The organism is Stutzerimonas stutzeri (assembly GCF_019090095.1).
GTDB lineage: Bacteria > Pseudomonadota > Gammaproteobacteria > Pseudomonadales > Pseudomonadaceae > Stutzerimonas > Stutzerimonas stutzeri_AN.
The window spans coordinates 964148-981439 of the sequence record NZ_JAGQFP010000001.1; the positions used below are offsets into that span (position 1 = coordinate 964148).

Sequence of the window (17292 nt, forward strand, 5' to 3'; positions counted from 1 at the left end):
CCATGTCGATCGAGCAAGTCGGGCCGGCCGTCGAACAGATGCGCCAGCTCTTCGCCAGGCAGCGCGCGGCCTTCGCAGCTGAACGCTATCCGTCCTATCAGGTGCGCCGCGCCAACCTATTGGCTCTCAAGGCGCTGGTACTGGATAACGCCGATGGGATTGCCGCCGCCATATCGGCCGATTTCGGCCACCGCTCCGTGCACGAGAGCAAGCTGCTGGACATCTTTGGCCTGGTCAGCGAAATCAATCACGCGCTCAAGTACCTAAAGCGCTGGATGAAGCCACAACAGCGTGGCGTCGGGATCTGGTTCCAGCCCGGGCGCGCGGCGCTGCTCGCACAGCCGCTCGGAGTGATTGGTATTGCTGCGCCCTGGAACTATCCGCTTTACCTGACGCTGGGGCCGCTGTGCGGCGCCCTGGCCGCCGGCAACCGTGCCATGATCAAGATCGCCAGCGACTCCAGCCACTATGGGGAGTTGCTGGCGCGCCTGCTTGGCCAGCGTTTCAACCAAGACCTGGTAGCGGTGATCCAGCCCGGGCCAGGGATCAATGACCAGTTCTCACGCCTGCCTTTCGATCACCTGATCTTCACCGGCTCGCCGGCGGTCGGCCGGCAGATTATGCGCAATTGCAGCGAGAACCTGACGCCGGTGACCCTGGAGCTGGGCGGCAAGTCGCCGACCCTGGTGGCCCCCGGGTATTCCCTACAACGAGCCGCCGAGACGATCCTCTGGGGCAAGTGCCTGAACTCCGGGCAGACCTGCGTGGCGCCCGACTACCTGTTCCTGCCCGCAGGCAGCGAAACCGAATTCATCGAACACGCCATGGCTGCCGTAGCCCGCAACTACCCGCAGCCGCTGGGGGCCAACCCGGACTACAGCTGCATGATCAACGCCCGCCAGTTGGCACGGGTCGAGGCCCTGCTGGCCGACGCCCGCGACAAGGGCGCCCTGGTAGTGGCGTTGGCCGATGCCGAGGAGGCCCGCCGGGCCGGCAAGCTGGCACCGCATCTGCTGTTCAACGTGCGCGACGACATGCAGATCATGCAGGAGGAGATCTTCGGCCCCTTGTTGCCGGTGCTCATCTACCAGCAACTGGAAGAAGCCGTGGACTACATCAACGCCCATGAACGGCCCCTGGCGCTGTACCTGTTCGACGAGGAACCGGGGCGAGTCCAGCAAGTGCTGCGCCAGACGCTTTCCGGTGGCGTCTCGGTCAACAGCGTGATGCTGCATGTGCTGCAGGAGAACCTACCATTCGGCGGGGTCGGCAATTCCGGGCTGGGTCACTATCACGCGGAAGAAGGCTTCCAGACCTTCAGCAAGATGCGGCCGGTCTTCTACCAGGCGCGCTTCAACGGCAGCTTCCTGCTCAAGCCGCCCTATGGCCGGCTGACCCAGGGGCTGCTGCGGCTGCTGCTGCGCTGACTGCCATCTCTGCTCCTTGTGGCGCCCTTCGGGGCGTCTTTTTTTGATGCAGAGTGGGCATGAGTGGCTGCATCGCTCAGCCTTGCGCTGCGTGACGCAGCCACCATTGTCACCAGCACTTAGCCGGTTCAATGCAGGCCGTCGGAAGTCCTTGCCTAGACGGGCTGGCCCGCGCTGACTTGGTACTCGTGCAGGCGCATGGCGGCCACGCCAGGGTCACGTCCGTGCTGCTGTTCACTCGCCATGGCGACCCACTCGGCGCCGCGCTCAGCAATCATGATGGAGGCGGCGTTGGTATTGCCGCCGACCAGGGTCGGCATGATCGACGCATCGATCACGCGCAGCCCTTCGACTCCATGGACGCGCAACTGGCTGTCGACTACGGCCATCTCATCCTGGCCCATCTTGCAGGTGCCGACTGGGTGGTAGATGGAATCGGTGCGCTGGCGCAACAGGTCGATCAATTGCTCGTCGCTGTGCAGGTCCTTGCTGTAGAGGTCGCGCAGACCGAAGCGCGCCATCGGCGCCTGGCCGATGATCTCGCGGGTCATGCGATAGCCCTTGAGCAGGGTCTGTACATCGTCGTCGTGACCGAGAAAGTTTGGGTCAATACGCGGCGCCGTACTTGGGTTGGCGGAGGACAGGCCGACACTGCCAATGCTTTTCGGCCTCAGCACGCACACATGGCAGCTGAAGCCATGACCCCAGTGCAGTTTGCGGTTATGGTCGTCTACCGTGCCGATCACCGCGTGCAGCTGGATATCCGGGCGCGCCAGGCTCACGTCGGTCTTGAGGAAACCGCCGGACTCGGCGCAGTTGCTACCCAGTGGGCCGCGCCGGTGGCGCAGGTAATCGACCAGGGCCTTACTCATCTTCAGGCTGCCGCCGAGCGATATGCCGAGCAGGGACGTGTCGCGGCTCTTGTAGCAGAGCACCGCATCCGGGTGATCCTGCAGGTTCTGGCCGACACCCGGCAGCTCGTGCCGAACGGCGATACCCTGGGGTTTCAGTTCGGCTTCCGGACCTATGCCGGACAGCATCAGCAGGTGCGGGCTGCCGAAGGCCCCAGCGGCCAGCAGGACTTCCTTGCGGGCTTTCAACTGCTGGCGCTCGCCTTTGACTAGGACCTGCACGCCAACGGCCTGCTTGCCGTCGAGCAGCACGCGCTCGGCGTGGGCGCCGGTCAGCACGGTGAGGTTGCTGCGCTCTCGCACCGGCTTGAGGAAGGCCGTGGCCGTGCTCCAACGACGACCGTCATGGATGGTGACATCGTAATAGCCGATGCCCTCCTGCTGGGCGCCGTTGAAGTCTGAGTTATAGCGGTGACCCGCCTGCATCGCCGCTTCGACAAAGGCCTCGGTAACGCTGTGGCGATGGGCAGGGTTGACGCGCAGCTCGCCATCGCCACCGTGATATTCGTTGCTGCCTTTGTGGTACCGCTCGCTCTTGCGGAAATGGGGCAGCACATCGGCGAAGGACCAGCCGTCGTTGCCCAGTGCCTGCCAATCATCGAAGTCGCTCTGGTGGCCACGGATATAGATCATGCCGTTGATCGAGCTGCTGCCACCGAGCACCTTGCCGCGGGGCTGATAGCCGAGGCGCCCGCTCAACCCCGGCTGTGGCACGGTATGGAAAGCCCAGTTGACGTGGCGGGTCGGCACGATGGCGGCCACGCCAAGCGGCGTGTGGATAAGCGGCGATGTGTCTTCCGGGCCGGCTTCCAGCAGGCACACGCGGGTACTCGGATCGGCACTCAGGCGGTTCGCCAGAACGCAACCGGCAGAGCCGGCACCGACGATGATGTAGTCGAATTCCATTTTTGCGGCTCTCGAATAGGAGGCTGGAAGTGAGCGGTCAGGGTAGGTGTCGGGGCAGGACTTGCGGCGTACTAGCCACCCCAATCCGTGTATCGATGGATGAAGGCGCGGATACGCTGCTCCGCTTCCCGGGTCTGCGGCAGTGCCGGAATCAGCTGGAACACATGCGCCATGCGCTGCCATATCTCCAGCTGCACCGGCACGCCGGCGGCATCAGCCCTGGCCGCGGCGCGCACCGAGTCGTCCAGCAGCATTTCCGTGCTGCCCACCTGGAACAATAAGGGCGGCAGGCCCGCGAAATCGCCGAGCAGTGGCGATACCGAGGCGTGCGAGTAGATCTCGGGGGGCGCGTAGAAATCCCGCACGCCGACGGCGAAGGGCAGCGTGAAGATCGGGTCGTGAGGAGCGTTGCTGCGTGCACTTTCGCCGCTTAGGGTGAGGTCCAGAAAGGGGGAAAGCAGCACCGCACAGCTCGGCAACGGCTGCTGGTCGGCCTTGAGGCGTTGCAGCGTGGCCAGGACCAGATTGCCGCCAGCGGAGTCACCGGCGATGACGATGTCCCTGGCCTCGAACCCTTGGCCCAGCAGCCAGCGATAGGCAGCCAGGCATTCCTCCAGCGCAGTGGGGTATGGATGTTCCGGGGCCAGGCTGTAGTCCACCAGCAGCGCGCGGGTTTTCAGGTTCTGGCACCAGGACGCCACCATGGCGGCATACACATCGGGGGTATAGGCCACGAATGCGCCGCCGTGGATATATAGCAGCACCCGCTCCGGCCGATGGCCTACAGGCGACAGCCACTGGGCGGCCACACCATCGCAGTCGACGCTCTGTCGTTGCACGCTGGCCAGGAGCGAGGGGGAAGCCTGGCGATTGAGCTGGCTGAATTGTTTACGCAGCTTGGGAATGTCGATGTGCAAGCCAAGCCTGGACTTGACCGTGAGACGCAGCAGCAGATTGAGCGCCTCGCTCTTCCAGCGCCCCTGACCGGGATGGATAACCTGAGTGAAGGTGTTCGCGTACTGGCGTTTGCTCATGGGTCACCTCAGGCGCTTGCGCGGTCGGCGCTGGGCCAGCGGTACTCGCGCAGTTGCTCACGCAACTGCAGCTTGCTGATCTTGCCGGTAGCGGTATGGGGAATTTCCTCGACGAACACCACGTCATCAGGAATGCAGAACTTGGCGACCTTGCCCTGATACTGGGCCAGGATCTCTTCGCGGCTCACGCCCTGCCCCGCCTTTCTCACAACCACCAGCAAAGGCCGCTCATCCCATTTCGGATGGGCGATGCCCACAGCCGCAGCCTCGGAGACAGCCGGATGGCCCATGGCGATGTTTTCCAACTCGATGGAGCTGATCCACTCGCCACCGGACTTGATTACGTCCTTGGCACGGTCGGTGATCTGCATGAAGCCGTCGCGGTCCAGGGTGGCCACGTCGCCTGTCGGGAACCAACCGTCCAACAGCGGGCTGTCGCTGTTGCGGAAGTACTGGTCAAGAACCCAATGGCCACGCACCATCAGCGCACCCGAGGTCTTGCCGTCGCGCGGCAAGGCATTGCCCTCCTCGTCGACTATCTTCAGGTCAATGCCGAAGGGAGGCCGGCCCTGCTTGACCTCGATGGCAAAGCGCTGCTGCTCGTCCAGCTTGAGCTGCGAGGCCTTGGGGGCATTGATCGTGCCGATCGGCGACATTTCCGTCATGCCCCAGGCGTGCTGAATCTTGATGCCGAACTCGTTCTCGAAGCTCTTCATCAGGGCCGGCGGGCAAGCCGCGCCACCGACGACCATGCGCTTGACACTCGACAGTGCCCTGCCCTTTTGCTGCATGTGCTGCAGCAGGCTGAGCCACACGGTGGGAACGCCGGCGGAGCAGGTGACGCCCTCGCTCTCGAACAGTTCGAAGACGCTCTCGCCGTCCAGGGCGGCCCCGGGAAACACCAGTTTGGCGCCGGCCAGGGGCGCCGAGTATGGAAGGCCCCAGGCGTTGACGTGAAACATGGGTACCACGGGGGCGATCACGTCGCGGCTGGAGAGAGCCAGTGCGTCCGGCAGCGCACTGGAGATGGCGTGCAACAGGGTCGAACGGTGCGAGTAGAGCACACCCTTGGGGTTGCCCGTGGTTCCCGAGGTGTAGCACAGGGCTGCCGCCGAGCGCTCATCGAGCTGTGGCCAGGCGAAATCCGCGCACTCTTCGGCCAGCAACTCCTCGTAGCACAGCAAGTTGGGGATATTCAGGGTCGGCATCAGCGCCCGCTCGCTAAGGGCGACCCAGTGCTTGACGTTCGGGCAGTGCGCCGCGATGGACTCGACCAGCGCGGCGAAACTCAGGTCGAAGCAGACGATGCAGTCCTCGGCGTCGTTCACTATCCAGCCGATCTGCTCAGGAAAAAGACGGGGATTGATGGTATGGGTAATGGCCCCCATACCGGAGATCGCGTAGTACAGCTCGAAATGGCGATAACCATTCCACGCCAAGGTGCCGATTCGATCACCGGGTTGAATACCGAGCTTGGTCAGGGCATTCGCGGCTTTCTTCGCACGCAGGTGCGCGTCGGCATAGGTGTAGCGGTGCAGGGTACCTTCGTCCGTGCGGGAAACGATCTCGGTATCGCCATGATAGCGCTCGGCATGTTCCAGCAAGGAAGAGACGATCAGCGGCAGCGTCATCATTTGACCGTGCATAGTGTTCTCGCTTTTTTATTTTCTTGGGTACTGATTGACCAGGCGTGCCCCGTTTCGGGCTGGCAGTTAATGGCCTGGCGGCAATCGCCGGTTTTCTAACCGGCGACTCGCGAAACTTGCGCGTTGTATGCGTCTCGCCTGGTGGAAAGAAACTCCAGACGGCTGTCTTCGACGGGGTGGCGCAGGAGTATCTTCTTGTCGCGCCCGTAATGGTGAAGCACTTTCCAGGGGTAGGCCTTGCCCTGGCGCGGCAGCAAGTGCTGGTCACGTTGGATATATCCGGAGCTCAAGCCCAGGATGCCTTGATTGGTGGCGTTATCTTCATTGTCGAATGGCGTCACGACTTCAAGGTTGTACGTCTCCATATGTTTGAGCAGGCGGCACAGATACTCGGCAGCAATGGTGGACTTCAGCGTCCAGGAGATATTGGTGTAACCGATGATCCAGGCGAAGTTGGGCACGTTCTCTAGCAGCACGCCTTTGTAGGTCATCCGTTCGCCGACCGGACAGGCCTTGCCATCGATGGACATGGACATGCCGCCCAGCATCTGCAGCTTGAGGCCGGTCGCCGCAATGATGATGTCGGCCTGCAGTTCCTTGCCAGACTTCAGCAGAATGCCGTTCTCGGTAAAGCGCTCGATGTGGTCGGTTTCAACCGAAGCCTTGCCACTGCGCACCGTCTTGAACAGATCGCCATTGGGTACGGCGCAGAGTCGCTCGTCCCAAGGCATGTACTTGGGAGTGAAATGGCGCATGTCGACATCCGGGCCGACATTCTTGCGGACATGGGAGAGCAAAAACGCGCGCATCAGCTTCGGCCAGCGTCGGCACGCCAGATAGACGCCCCGGTAAAGCAAGATATTGCGCGTACGACCGAGACGCCTCGCCCAGCTTGCCGGCATGATGCATGACAATGCGGCAGTCAGCTTGTCGTCCGATGGCAGTGAATAGATATACGATGGAGAACGCTGCAGCATGGTGATATGTCCAGCCCGGCCAGCCATGGCCGGGATCAGGGTGGCCGCCGTTGCACCACTGCCGATCACCACCACGTGCTTGCCCCGGTAGTCCAGGTCGTCAGGCCAGTGCTGCGGATGCACCCGAGTACCTTTGAAGTTCTCTTCACCGGGGAACTTGGGAAGGAAGCCATCGTCGTGATCGTAGTAACCGGTACAGCACACGAGGAACTTGCAGCTGTAGTGCCGGATTTCACCGCTCGACTCGTGCAGGGCTGTCAGGTTCCACAGCCGCTGCTGGCTGGACCAGTCTGCACTGATGATTTTGATCCCATACTGGATCTTTTTGGTAATGCCATATTCCGTCGCGGTGTCTTCGATGTATTGACGGATTTCAGGACCATCGGCCAATACCTTGCGCTTGCTCCACGGTCGAAACTTGTAGCTAAAGCTGAGCATGTCCGAATCCGAGCGAATACCCGGATAGCGGAAGAGATCCCATGTGCCACCAATGCGCTCACGGCGCTCCAAGATTGCCAGGGATTTCCCCGGAAACTCCTTGGTGAAATGGCACGCCGTACCTATGCCCGACAGGCCCGCACCGATGATCAATATATCGTGATGTTGGTTGCTCATGGGGTCTCCACGCTTACGAAGTAACTAGGGCAATCGATTATTGGAGTAACTGGGTGAGCGACAGGTCCGCTTTTACACGCCTCCGACAAGCCAGGCCGGTAATAACTTCAGGGCAAGCTACGGCGGAGTTCTTCACCGAATATATTTCGTTTTCCCCCGATAGTCTTGTCGCGCTTGCCTGTCAGCATTTACGCAAGCCTCGAAATAAACAACAGGCCGTACACAGTAAATGCCACCTGCTTATTACAGATTGACCACAACCCATAAGGGTGAAAACAAGGCCACCATCAAGCAAGCAACCCAACCACGCCGAAGGCAGCTAAGGACAGGCTAAGAGATCAATCAGGCAACCCACTGACAACAACAATATAAAGAAATAAAGACCAGCGCTTGCCTGCTCGTGACACATCCTTGACAACTGACGCCAACTGACACAACCCAAACCAGGATCAATAGTCCTGTGCTGACGATTTAAAAGAGTCGCAGGTAAGAACTCGATCAATAAGCCAATAAGGGAATTCAACGCCTAGGCACGAAACATCAGGCCAAGGAAGCAGGTTATTTTTAAACCCGCCCCTAGGAGGATTTTAGAAAATTAAATCATCAATGATTGAGCAAATGCACTTGCCGCATCATGCCCCACTAATAATGGTGGCCACGACAGGCAATCAAGAGCGGGCACGACGGCGATACTCCAGAGGAGTGAGCTGAGTCCACCGGCGAAAAGCACGACTAAAAGAACTGGCCTCTGAATACCCGAGCAACAAGGCAATATTAGTGAAACTGTAATCAGATCTCGCTATGTACTCTTCGGCCAAAGAGCGACGCACATCTTCAACGACTTGGGTAAAGTCCAGTCCCTGCTCGGAGAGTCGGCGCTGCAAGGTACGTACCCCCATATTCATGCCACTGGCAACGAGCTCAATGCTTACCCCGCCACTGCCCAGGCCGCTGGCAATATGTGCCCCCATTCGGCTAAGAAGCTCTGACTCAGAACGAGCAGAATGCTGTCGCTGTAAGAATGGCTCAAGCGCCTGATATAACCGAGTATCAGCGGTTAGGATCGGCATCTCCAGCAGGCCAAGAGCAAACTCTATTCGATTATCGGGCCTATTGAAAAACAGCGGACAGCCAAACACCCCCTGGTAGACCGAATCATCGCTCAGCTTATTGTGCTCAAACTCCACCCGAAGGGGCTTAAGCGAGGAACACTTAGTTAGCTCACGCAGAATAGTGAGCGTAGCACTTATTGCATACTCGGCATCTTGACGCCGCTCAGTTACAAGTGGATCCACAACTTGGTAAATCAGCGTAACGGATTTTTCATCCACGCCAACTTCGATTCGCATACCTTGCGCGATCACCGCATAAAAATGACTGACGCATCGAAGCGCCAGTTGCATTGATGGCGCGCTACGTACCGCGTGGCCATAGGCACCCCAGTCGCTGCTTTGAGCTCGGGAGCCAATTTGCATGCCAATGCAGGGCGAAACCTCACGCCCTACTAACTCCCACAAGGCCATGTACTGCGACAATGGAATTTCTGCATCAGGAGACTTCAGAAACTCTTCATCAAGCCCGACAGCCGCCAAATATGGTGCGAAGAGCTCAGCGTTCCGCACAAATAAACTTTCACAAAAAACCGTGTAACAACGATCAGTCATAGTCAACATTCACCAAAGACACGGCAAGAACAAATATTCCGGCACGTCCACACCAGATATTACTCCATATACAGAATCCCTAGAGTCATTAAGCATATTCAGCTCCTGATAGCTGCAGCAAGTGAACAACACCAAGATTACTCTGCCTTATCGTGCGAGTTCTGACACACGAATGGCCTCATCACAGGCTGAGGAGTCTTCTGCCCATCGACGCTGCATGTATTTCATTGCCCTATCGTTGCCCCCACCCTGTGCACAGGCGTACGCATAGCTCTTGACGTTTACCAGAGACTGACGGCAGGCATGGTATGAAGTAAGAGCCTGCTTCTTCTGATAATGGTCTGGCCAACCGTCAAGCTTTCTCACGACGTCCTCTGCGACTTCATAGAGAAGGCCAGTGGCAGAGGGATTACGACAGGCCTCGTCCACCTTGATATACAAGGCCCGGGCTTCCCCGACCAGCACCTTGGCCTTACTCGCCGCTTCTGCATCAACATATCGGTCTTCAGCTTGTGCCCACGCACAAGCTGGCCATGCCATAGCCAGGATTAAGTGAAAAGTTTTCATCTCTTGGCATCCTCTTGCGTAGCCCCAATCCCTGCGCCGGGCAGAGCGTGGATATCGTTTGCGCTGGACGTTTCCCGCTGAGAGCCGCGACATAAAATGACCGGAACAGTCCGATGTCGTTGCGAGAGGAATCGAGACATCCACATCCCTTCGCATACCCTCAATAGTCATCCAGCGCCTCTTCACCGTCGCCGCGCCGCCGAGATCAACGACGAAGGGGCTCTGACCCGCGGCGCCCTCTTCGACGGATGGAGGCCACAATCTGCCGGCAACGACTCGCGGTTTCAGCGCGAGTCGAACTGGACTGTCCTCAATCTTTTAATGGGACTACACCGCGACGTGAAAACAGCACAGGACGATCACCGTCGGCGAGTAACACTGCAGTCAGCGAGGCGCCCTCCGCGTCCTGCTGCTGAAACGAATGCCCTCCGTTGCGGCTACGCACAAGCAAGCCGTCAAGACCGGCGACCAGCACCTGGCGCCCCCCGGCGACTATCGCGGTGACCGAACTCTTGCTCTGCAGCGGCACCCTCCGCCAGTCGCTCCCATCTGCCGGGCCGTGCAATAAGGTGCCGCGCTGGCCACCAACCAGCAGCGAGCCATCGGCCAGCACAGCGCCCGCCCAAAGGGTGCCCTCGTAGCCGGTGTCCAGGTAGCGCCAGCTCTTGCCGAAATCAACGGAGTGCAGTAGTTGGCCACGCTCGGCGGTGGCGTACAGGCCGCCTTTGGCGTCGGCGAACAACCCCATCAGGTTGAGGTCGGCCCGCCCATAGCCCGGCGGCGCGTCCAGGGTCTGTTCGCGCCAGGTCTGGCCGCCATCGTCGGTGGTCAGCACCAGCGACCAAAGGCCGACTGCCACGCCCTGCCGGGCGTTGAAGAAATGCACGGCGAATAGCGGACGGTCCTCTTTGGTCGACAAGCGCTGGATCTGCCAGGAATCACCGCTGTCGGTGCTGGCCAGGATCGCCCCCCAGTGACCAACCGCCCAGCCATGCTGCGCGTCGGCGAAGCTGACTCCGGTCAGCGGTGTGGATACTGGCACCGCGCGGGCCTGGCGAAAGCTCTGGCCCAGGTCATCGGACAGCAGCACCACGCCATGGTCGCCCACGGCCACCATGCGCTCGCCCGCCCACTCGGCATCGAGCATGGTCGCCGCACTGGCATGGCTCACCGGCAGGGCTCGCTCGGCGCGCAGCGGCTGCGCCTGCAGGATGGTGATAGGCAGCGCTGCGGCGAGCAGCGCGCTCAGTATGAAAAACGCGTATCGCATCTGCTCTCTCCTCAATGCGCCAGGGCGCCGATCATGCGCACCGGGCGCTTGCGCGGGAACACCCGCTCCAGCCAGACGGCAAAGGCCGGCAGCACGGTCATGGCCATGACCATGTTGACCATGAACATGAAGGCCAGCAGCTTGCCCATGTCGGCCTGGAACTTGAGCTCGGAAAACGCCCAGGTGGCCACACCGATGGCCAGGGTGATGGCAGTGAAAATGGTCGCCACGCCGACCTCGAGCAGCGCGTGCTCGACGGCCTTGACGATCGGCTGGCCATTGGCTTGGTGCAGTTGCAGGCGGTTGTAGATGTAGAAGGCGTAATCCACACCGATGCCCACCGCCAGCACCATCACCGGCAGGGTGGCGATGGTCAGGCCGATCTGCAGCTCCTTCATGAACCAGTAGCCGATGAAGGTGCCGATGGTCAGCGGCAGACAGCACACCAGCACGGCGCGCAGGTCGCGGTAGACGGCGAACACCAGCAAGGCGATAGCGGCGTAGACGTACAGCAGCATCGGCGTCTCACTCTTCTCCACCTCCTCGTTGATGGCTGCCAGCACCCCGGCATTGCCCGAGGCCAGGCGAATCGATACACCCTCCATCGGGAACTCGCTACGAAACGCCTTGGCCGCATCGAGCACCCGGTTGATGGTGGTCGCCTTATGGTCGGCCAGGTACAGGTGTACAGCGGTCATGCTGCAGTCGCCGCGCATGATCCCCGAGAGGCGCGCCACCTCGGTGACAAGCGAGGAGTAGTTCATAGCGTCTATCGGCACCGCGTTCATCTTCGGGTTGCCCTCGTTGTAGCCCTCGTTGAACTGGCGCATCGCACTGGAGAACGAGGCCACCGAGAGCACGCCGGGAACACCCTGCATGGCCCAGACGAAACGATCCTGGTACTGCCCCAGGGCCACGTTCTCGCAGGCGCCATTGACCTCGCCGGATTCGTCCGACTGGACCTCGAAGACCACGCTGAGCCAGTCCAGGCCGATGTCGTAGCTGCCGGCGATGGACACTGCGTCGCGATTGAAACGGGCGTCCTCACGCAGCTCCGGCGCACCGGCCTGCAGCGTACCGACGACCCGGTCGTGGCTCTGCCAGACAGCCACAACGAACACCAGCAGAGCGACACCGAGCACCAGCTGGGCGTTGCGCCATTCGGCCAGGCGCGCCAGGCCGTGCAGCCAACGCGCACGGCGCTCGCGGGAGACTTCCTCGGCAGCAGCGTAGCTGCCGTCGACCTTGAGCATCGAGGCCACCAGTGGCAGCATCACCAGGTTGGTGATGATCTTGAAGGCCACGCCAAGCGAGGCAGTGATGGCCAGCTCGCGCACCATCGGAATCGGGATCAGCAGCAGCGTGACGAAGGACACCAAGGCCGTCACCAGCGCCAGGGTGCCCGGAATCAGCAGGCCGCTGAAGCTGGAACGAGCCGCCTGCTCGGCGCTCTTACCACAGGCGATCTCCCGCACGATGTAGTTGATCTGCTGCACGCCGTGGGACACGCCAATGGCGAACACCAAAAAGGGCACCAGCACAGCCAGCGGATCGAGGCCGTAGCCGAGCAGGCGCAGGCTGCCGAACTGCCAGACCAGCGAGGTCAGCGAGCAGCCCAGCGCCAGCAGGGTGAAGCGCACGGAATGGCAGTACCAGTAGACCGCCGCAGCGGTCAGCAGTAGCGCCAGCAGGCAGAACTCCAGAACCGCGGAGGCGCCGTCGGCAATATCGCCGATCTGCTTGGCGAAGCCGATGATCTGGATCTCGAACGCCTCGTCCTCGAACTGGGCGCGGATCTGCTGCTCTAGCACTTGGTTGTAGGCCACATAGTCCAGCTGCTGGCCGTTCTCGTCGAGTTCGTTGAGTTCGGCGGTGATCATCGCGCTGCTCTGATCACGCGCCACCAGCGTGCCGGTAAAGCCGCCCTGGGCGGTGGAGCTGGCGATTCTGTCGACTATCCCCTGGTCGAGACGCTCGGGCGTCACAGTGCCGGGGATCAAGGGGTCTGCACGAAAGCCTTCCTCGGTAATCTCGTTGACGAAGGAGTTGGGCGTCCACAGTGACTGCACGCTGCTGCGCGATATCCCGGGCAGGAAAGTCACAGCCTGGGTCACCTCGTACAGCCGCTTGAGCCCGGCTACATTCCAGATTGAGCCATCGCGGGCCTTGACCACGATGGTCAGGCGGTTCGCCCCGATAAGGTCGCTGCGGTAGGCCTGGAAGGTCTCGACGTACTCGTGGCCAAGGGGCAGCTGCTTCTCGAAGCCGGCATCCATGCGCAGCTGTACGGCGAACCAGGACATACCCAGGGTGAACAGGGCAAGCATCGCCAGCACCAGGCGGCGCCGACGGAACAGCCAGTCCTCCAGGCGTGGCAGCACGCCACGCCCCCTTTCGTCGGACTTATCTACAACAGGAGTATTCACAGCGTGCCTCACATCGAGTGCGAAACGGACAAGCCCACGTAATCGCGATCACGCAGCGGCTGGTCGTAAGGGGTGTCGGCGTCGTTGAACTTGGCGTAGTTCAGGCTGACCTGCCAGTTACCCGGGTTGCGCACGAAGTTCAGGTACAGGTTCATCGCGCTGGCATCACGGGTGTAGGTCGAGTACACCGAAGGCGTGCGTCCGTTGCCGAGCGCCTGCTGATAGTAGATACCGGGGGTCACGGTCCAGCCGGGGATCAGTGTGCTGTCATAGGTCAGGCTGAAGTCCAGGTGAATGCCCGAGGAGGTCGCATCGCCACGCGACTTGGGCGGGAACTGCGACATGTCCTCGACCCAGCTGTTGGCGCCCGGTGCGAGCAGCTCGCCGTCGTAACTGTCGTGCAGTCCCGGATACTTCACCAGCACCAGCTCCGTCAGCAAGGTCCCGGTGCTGGCCCCGGTGAACTCGAGAAAGTCCGGAGAGTTGGCGTTGGTCAGGCTGTAGATGCCGGTCAGGTGCCACTGGAACTTCTTGGTGTCTTTCCAGCACTCCCCGTCCCGCCCCGAGCAAGGCGCTGGGCCGAATGCGAGGCCCGGCAACGGGTTGAGCGGCACCGCTTCCTTGGGGCGGTAGGACAGCTCAGTGCCCACGGCCCAGTCGCCGACCGGCAGGTTGGCGCTGATGCCGTAAAGCATGCGGTCCTCCGGGTAGATCCAAGTGGGTGCGAAGCTGGCCTGGTCGTAGCGCAGCTGCGGCAGCTTGTCGTGATAACGCATCACGTAGAAACCGTAGTTGACGTCACTGTCCTCCGGCTGCCAGCGTACCGAGAGGCCCCACTGGCCACTGTCACGGGCGTCTTTGTCGTCGAAGCCGTACTCCTGCATGCCCTCGCCGATCACGTTGTAGGTCGACCAGTAGCTGCCCACCGGCGGCAACTCGCTCTTATTCCAGGCAAACTGATAGTAGAGCTCGACGTTCACACCATAGCCCAGGCCGCTGGCGACGCTGAGCATCGGTGCCGGCAGCAAGGCCTCCTTGAGCTGCACCCCTGGGCTCGATAGCGCCTGGATATCGTAAGCGTTGGTAGCGTTGATGCCGCCCACCGCGAACAGACTCTCGCCCCAGTTGATCACCTGGTTGCCCAGGCGCGCCCGCGCCCGGTGCTCCCCCACGTCGAAGCCCTTGCTCACCCACAGGTCGAGCAAGCGCGCCTTGAACTTCAGATCGTCACGCGCGTCATCGGTCAGCCCATCGCTGCCGATATCCGAGCCCATGGCCTGCCAGAACTGGGTTTCGGCACCCAGCGCCCCGGTGGTATGAGTGGCGGCGAAGTCGCGCTTCCAGCTGCCGCGCGCCATGAACGTAAAGTCCTCGGGGAACTTCAGCAGCAGCTCGTGAACGCCCTTGAGGTAGTGGGTGAACAGGTCGCCCTTGTCATAGTTGAGGTTGCCCTGATCGCCAATACCGGAAACGGTCGAATCCAGACAGGCAGGGGCGCCGCTGCCAGCAGCACCGGCGTTGACCAGATCGCAGCCCTGCGACTGGGTGCGCACGCCCATGCCCCAGCCGATGGTGGAATCGAACGAGCCACGGACATTCTCTGTCTCGAAGGTGAAGCCCATGGCCAGAGGCGTTGTGCAGGCAATGACCAGCCCCGATGCTTTAGCAATTATTTTATTCATATCGGATCCCTAGAGTCGCGATTAGCGTTCGCTGATGGCGCGCAGGTTGTCGGAGGTGTAGAAACCGCGCTTATGCCGCGGATTGCCTTCGCTCTCGGTCAGCCAGCGGAGATCCTTGCTGGCGCCGATGGTGCTCAAGTCGAAGAGGTAACGGCCGTCCGCCAGGTTGTACTGCACCAAAGCCTGCGTATCGCAAGCACCGGTCTCGTACACAGGAATCGTGAAGCCTTCGCGCACCTTCCAGATCTGCCCTTGCTTGTCGTAGTCGACGGCCATCACGGCGTTCCAGCTGTCTTCATCGATGTAGAACAGACGCTTCGGCGCCTGGTGGCGCATGCCCTGGCGGACATTGGCCTCGACGACCCACACTCGATGCAGTTCATAGCGGCGCGACTCGGGCGCGATCGAATCGTCCTGGGCAACCTCTTCGACCTTGGCGGACGTGTCGTAGGCGCCAAAAGCGTTGTAGGACACGATCAACTCCTGCTTGCCGACCAGTTTCCAGTCGAAGCGATCCAGGGGACCGAAGAAGATGTTCGCTTCATCGACGCTGTACTGGTTATCCATACCGATCTGCGGCGCGTCATAGGAGTAAGCGGGCATGCGCCTTACGCGCCGCTGGCCGGGAAAGTAATAGAAAGTAGTTGCCTGCTCACCAGCCACAGCGCTCTGCACGGCAGCCTGACCCGCCAGGGCAGCCGGCTCCAGGAAAGAAAAGTAGGTGGCGTTTTCTATCCGGCCGACGGAAGAGAACAGCGCACTCCCCTTCTCCCCCCAAGGGGTAAAGAAGGACACATCATTCGAAACACGCAGCCAATCCCCTCCCGCCTTACGTGGGGAGATCCCGGCGATGGTCTTGGGAATGTCGAGGCCGACGCCACGGTAGCGCATCTTCATGTTCCACATGACCTCGGCGCCGGTCGTAGGCATCGGGAACGGAACGCCAGGAACATAGGCTTCCTTCAGCGCAAGACCATCACTATCGAGGGTAGCGAAGCCGACGTTTTTCCTGGTGTTCTGGGCAACGAAGTCCGGCACGCCGCAGCTGCGACGGGTGGGGTACACATTCATTCGATAGCCCGGGATCTTCTTGAACAGCTCAAGCTGGCCCGGCGACAGCTTGCTCGCGTGCTGCGAGACATTACTCGCGTCGATACTGTAGAGCGGCTTGTCGTCCTTGAACTTCCAGTGCTGGCCACGCACCTCACCGTAAGTCCAGTCACCACCCTGAGGGCCGGGCTGCGTCCAGGCCGGAATCACCCCATCAGCACTTGCCGCTACCTCCCCTCCCAGCGGCGTCAATGCCGTCCCCAGCAAAGCAGGATCCTGCTTCGCAGCCTGAACAGAACCCATTGCAGTCGACGCTACAACGGCCACGAGCAGATGCCTGACGCCACGGCGGTTAACAACGCCGACTTCTGGGCGCTCAATCACTTCTTTCATTGGGGTGTCCTCACGGGGCTTTGACTGGCGGCACTACCTTCCCGACAGGGAAATCGGCTTGCGCCTAGATTACTAATCAAATGACATAGTCATTTGAACAAGTCCTTTGACCAGAAAAAGCAATCCACATGCCAAACCCTAAAGCCCAGTTAAAATCATTATTTATCAGTAGCTTATAGATACCAGTGAGGAGTCATGCGGTAGCCTCTTGTCCTCGACTGCACCAGCATGTAGCAGTACGCCGCACCATTTTGAGAATTATTGGAACACCTGTTACGAAGATATACGGGCGTAAAAGGGTACGAGCGACTGTCATTCGCAGAACCCGCTCGTGAGCTACGGATACTCGAAGCAATCCCACGCAGCGACCGCATGGCGGCAAAGAGAGTCCCCGCCGGGGGAGATTCATAGGCGCGATTGAGCCGCGAAGTAAGTGGCAGAGGCTGTAGGCGTTGTGACTGCCTGGAGAGATCCGGGAGCTAAGCTCGGCTCCTTCCACATATCCGCGCGCAGCTGCTGCCACGCTGACGTGCAGAACGCATCACCGGCCTCATCGGTAGCAGGAGCCAGGCCAGATTCGGAAGGACGCCAGAGAATTGGTTGATCCCGGCCACGACGCTCAGACCAGGGAAATGTGAACAGCGCACAACTCTTCTGCCCGCACGAAGACTCATGCCGAGCCGGCGAGATCTGGTGACCGTGTCATCTGCGGCGGCTTGTGGAA

Annotated in this window: 10 protein-coding genes and 1 pseudogene; 1 reads left to right on the plus strand and 10 read right to left on the minus strand. The window is 60.8% G+C overall.

Annotated features, from left to right (window positions below):
• Window positions 1-2: 2 nt before the first annotated feature.
• The gene (locus KVO92_RS04075; RefSeq protein WP_217474396.1) at window positions 3-1427 is read left to right on the plus strand and encodes a coniferyl aldehyde dehydrogenase; all 1425 of its coding nucleotides are present in this window, start codon (window positions 3-5) and stop codon (window positions 1425-1427) included.
• A 239-nt stretch (window positions 1428-1666) separates the two neighbouring features.
• On the opposite strand, the pseudogene KVO92_RS04080 reads toward KVO92_RS04075, so the two are convergent.
• From KVO92_RS04080 to KVO92_RS04125, 10 genes and pseudogenes are all read right to left on the minus strand, one after another.
• Window positions 1667-3244 (minus strand): annotated as a pseudogene (locus KVO92_RS04080) (GMC family oxidoreductase); the annotation flags it as partial.
• Between the two features lie 71 nt (window positions 3245-3315).
• The gene (locus tag KVO92_RS04085) at window positions 3316-4278 is read right to left on the minus strand and encodes an alpha/beta hydrolase (protein WP_181087117.1); all 963 of its coding nucleotides are present in this window, start codon (window positions 4276-4278) and stop codon (window positions 3316-3318) included.
• An 8-nt stretch (window positions 4279-4286) separates the two neighbouring features.
• Complete coding sequence (locus KVO92_RS04090) at window positions 4287-5924, minus strand: 3-(methylthio)propionyl-CoA ligase (RefSeq protein WP_181087118.1); 1638 nt, start codon at window positions 5922-5924, stop codon at window positions 4287-4289.
• A 95-nt stretch (window positions 5925-6019) separates the two neighbouring features.
• Window positions 6020-7516: a flavin-containing monooxygenase gene (locus KVO92_RS04095; RefSeq protein WP_217474398.1), complete on the minus strand. Its 1497-nt coding sequence runs from the start codon at window positions 7514-7516 to the stop codon at window positions 6020-6022.
• Window positions 7517-8184: 668 nt separating this feature from the next.
• Entirely contained in the window at window positions 8185-9180 is a 996-nt protein-coding gene (locus KVO92_RS04100) for an AraC family transcriptional regulator (RefSeq protein WP_217474399.1), read from the minus strand.
• A gap of 147 nt (window positions 9181-9327) precedes the next feature.
• Window positions 9328-9747 (minus strand): hypothetical protein, encoded by a 420-nt coding sequence (locus KVO92_RS04105; protein WP_217474400.1) that lies wholly within the window; start codon window positions 9745-9747, stop codon window positions 9328-9330.
• 310 nt (window positions 9748-10057) lie between these two features.
• Entirely contained in the window at window positions 10058-11017 is a 960-nt protein-coding gene (locus KVO92_RS04110) for a WD40/YVTN/BNR-like repeat-containing protein (RefSeq protein ID WP_217474401.1), read from the minus strand.
• 11 nt (window positions 11018-11028) lie between these two features.
• A complete protein-coding gene (locus tag KVO92_RS04115) occupies window positions 11029-13344 on the minus strand; it encodes an efflux RND transporter permease subunit (protein ID WP_254621353.1) in 2316 nt (771 codons plus the stop codon).
• A gap of 107 nt (window positions 13345-13451) precedes the next feature.
• The gene (locus KVO92_RS04120) at window positions 13452-15125 is read right to left on the minus strand and encodes a DUF1302 domain-containing protein (protein ID WP_336512600.1); all 1674 of its coding nucleotides are present in this window, start codon (window positions 15123-15125) and stop codon (window positions 13452-13454) included.
• Window positions 15126-15146: 21 nt separating this feature from the next.
• Window positions 15147-16568, minus strand: a complete 1422-nt coding sequence (locus tag KVO92_RS04125) for a DUF1329 domain-containing protein (protein WP_217474403.1) — start codon at window positions 16566-16568, stop codon at window positions 15147-15149.
• Window positions 16569-17292: the final 724 nt, after the last annotated feature.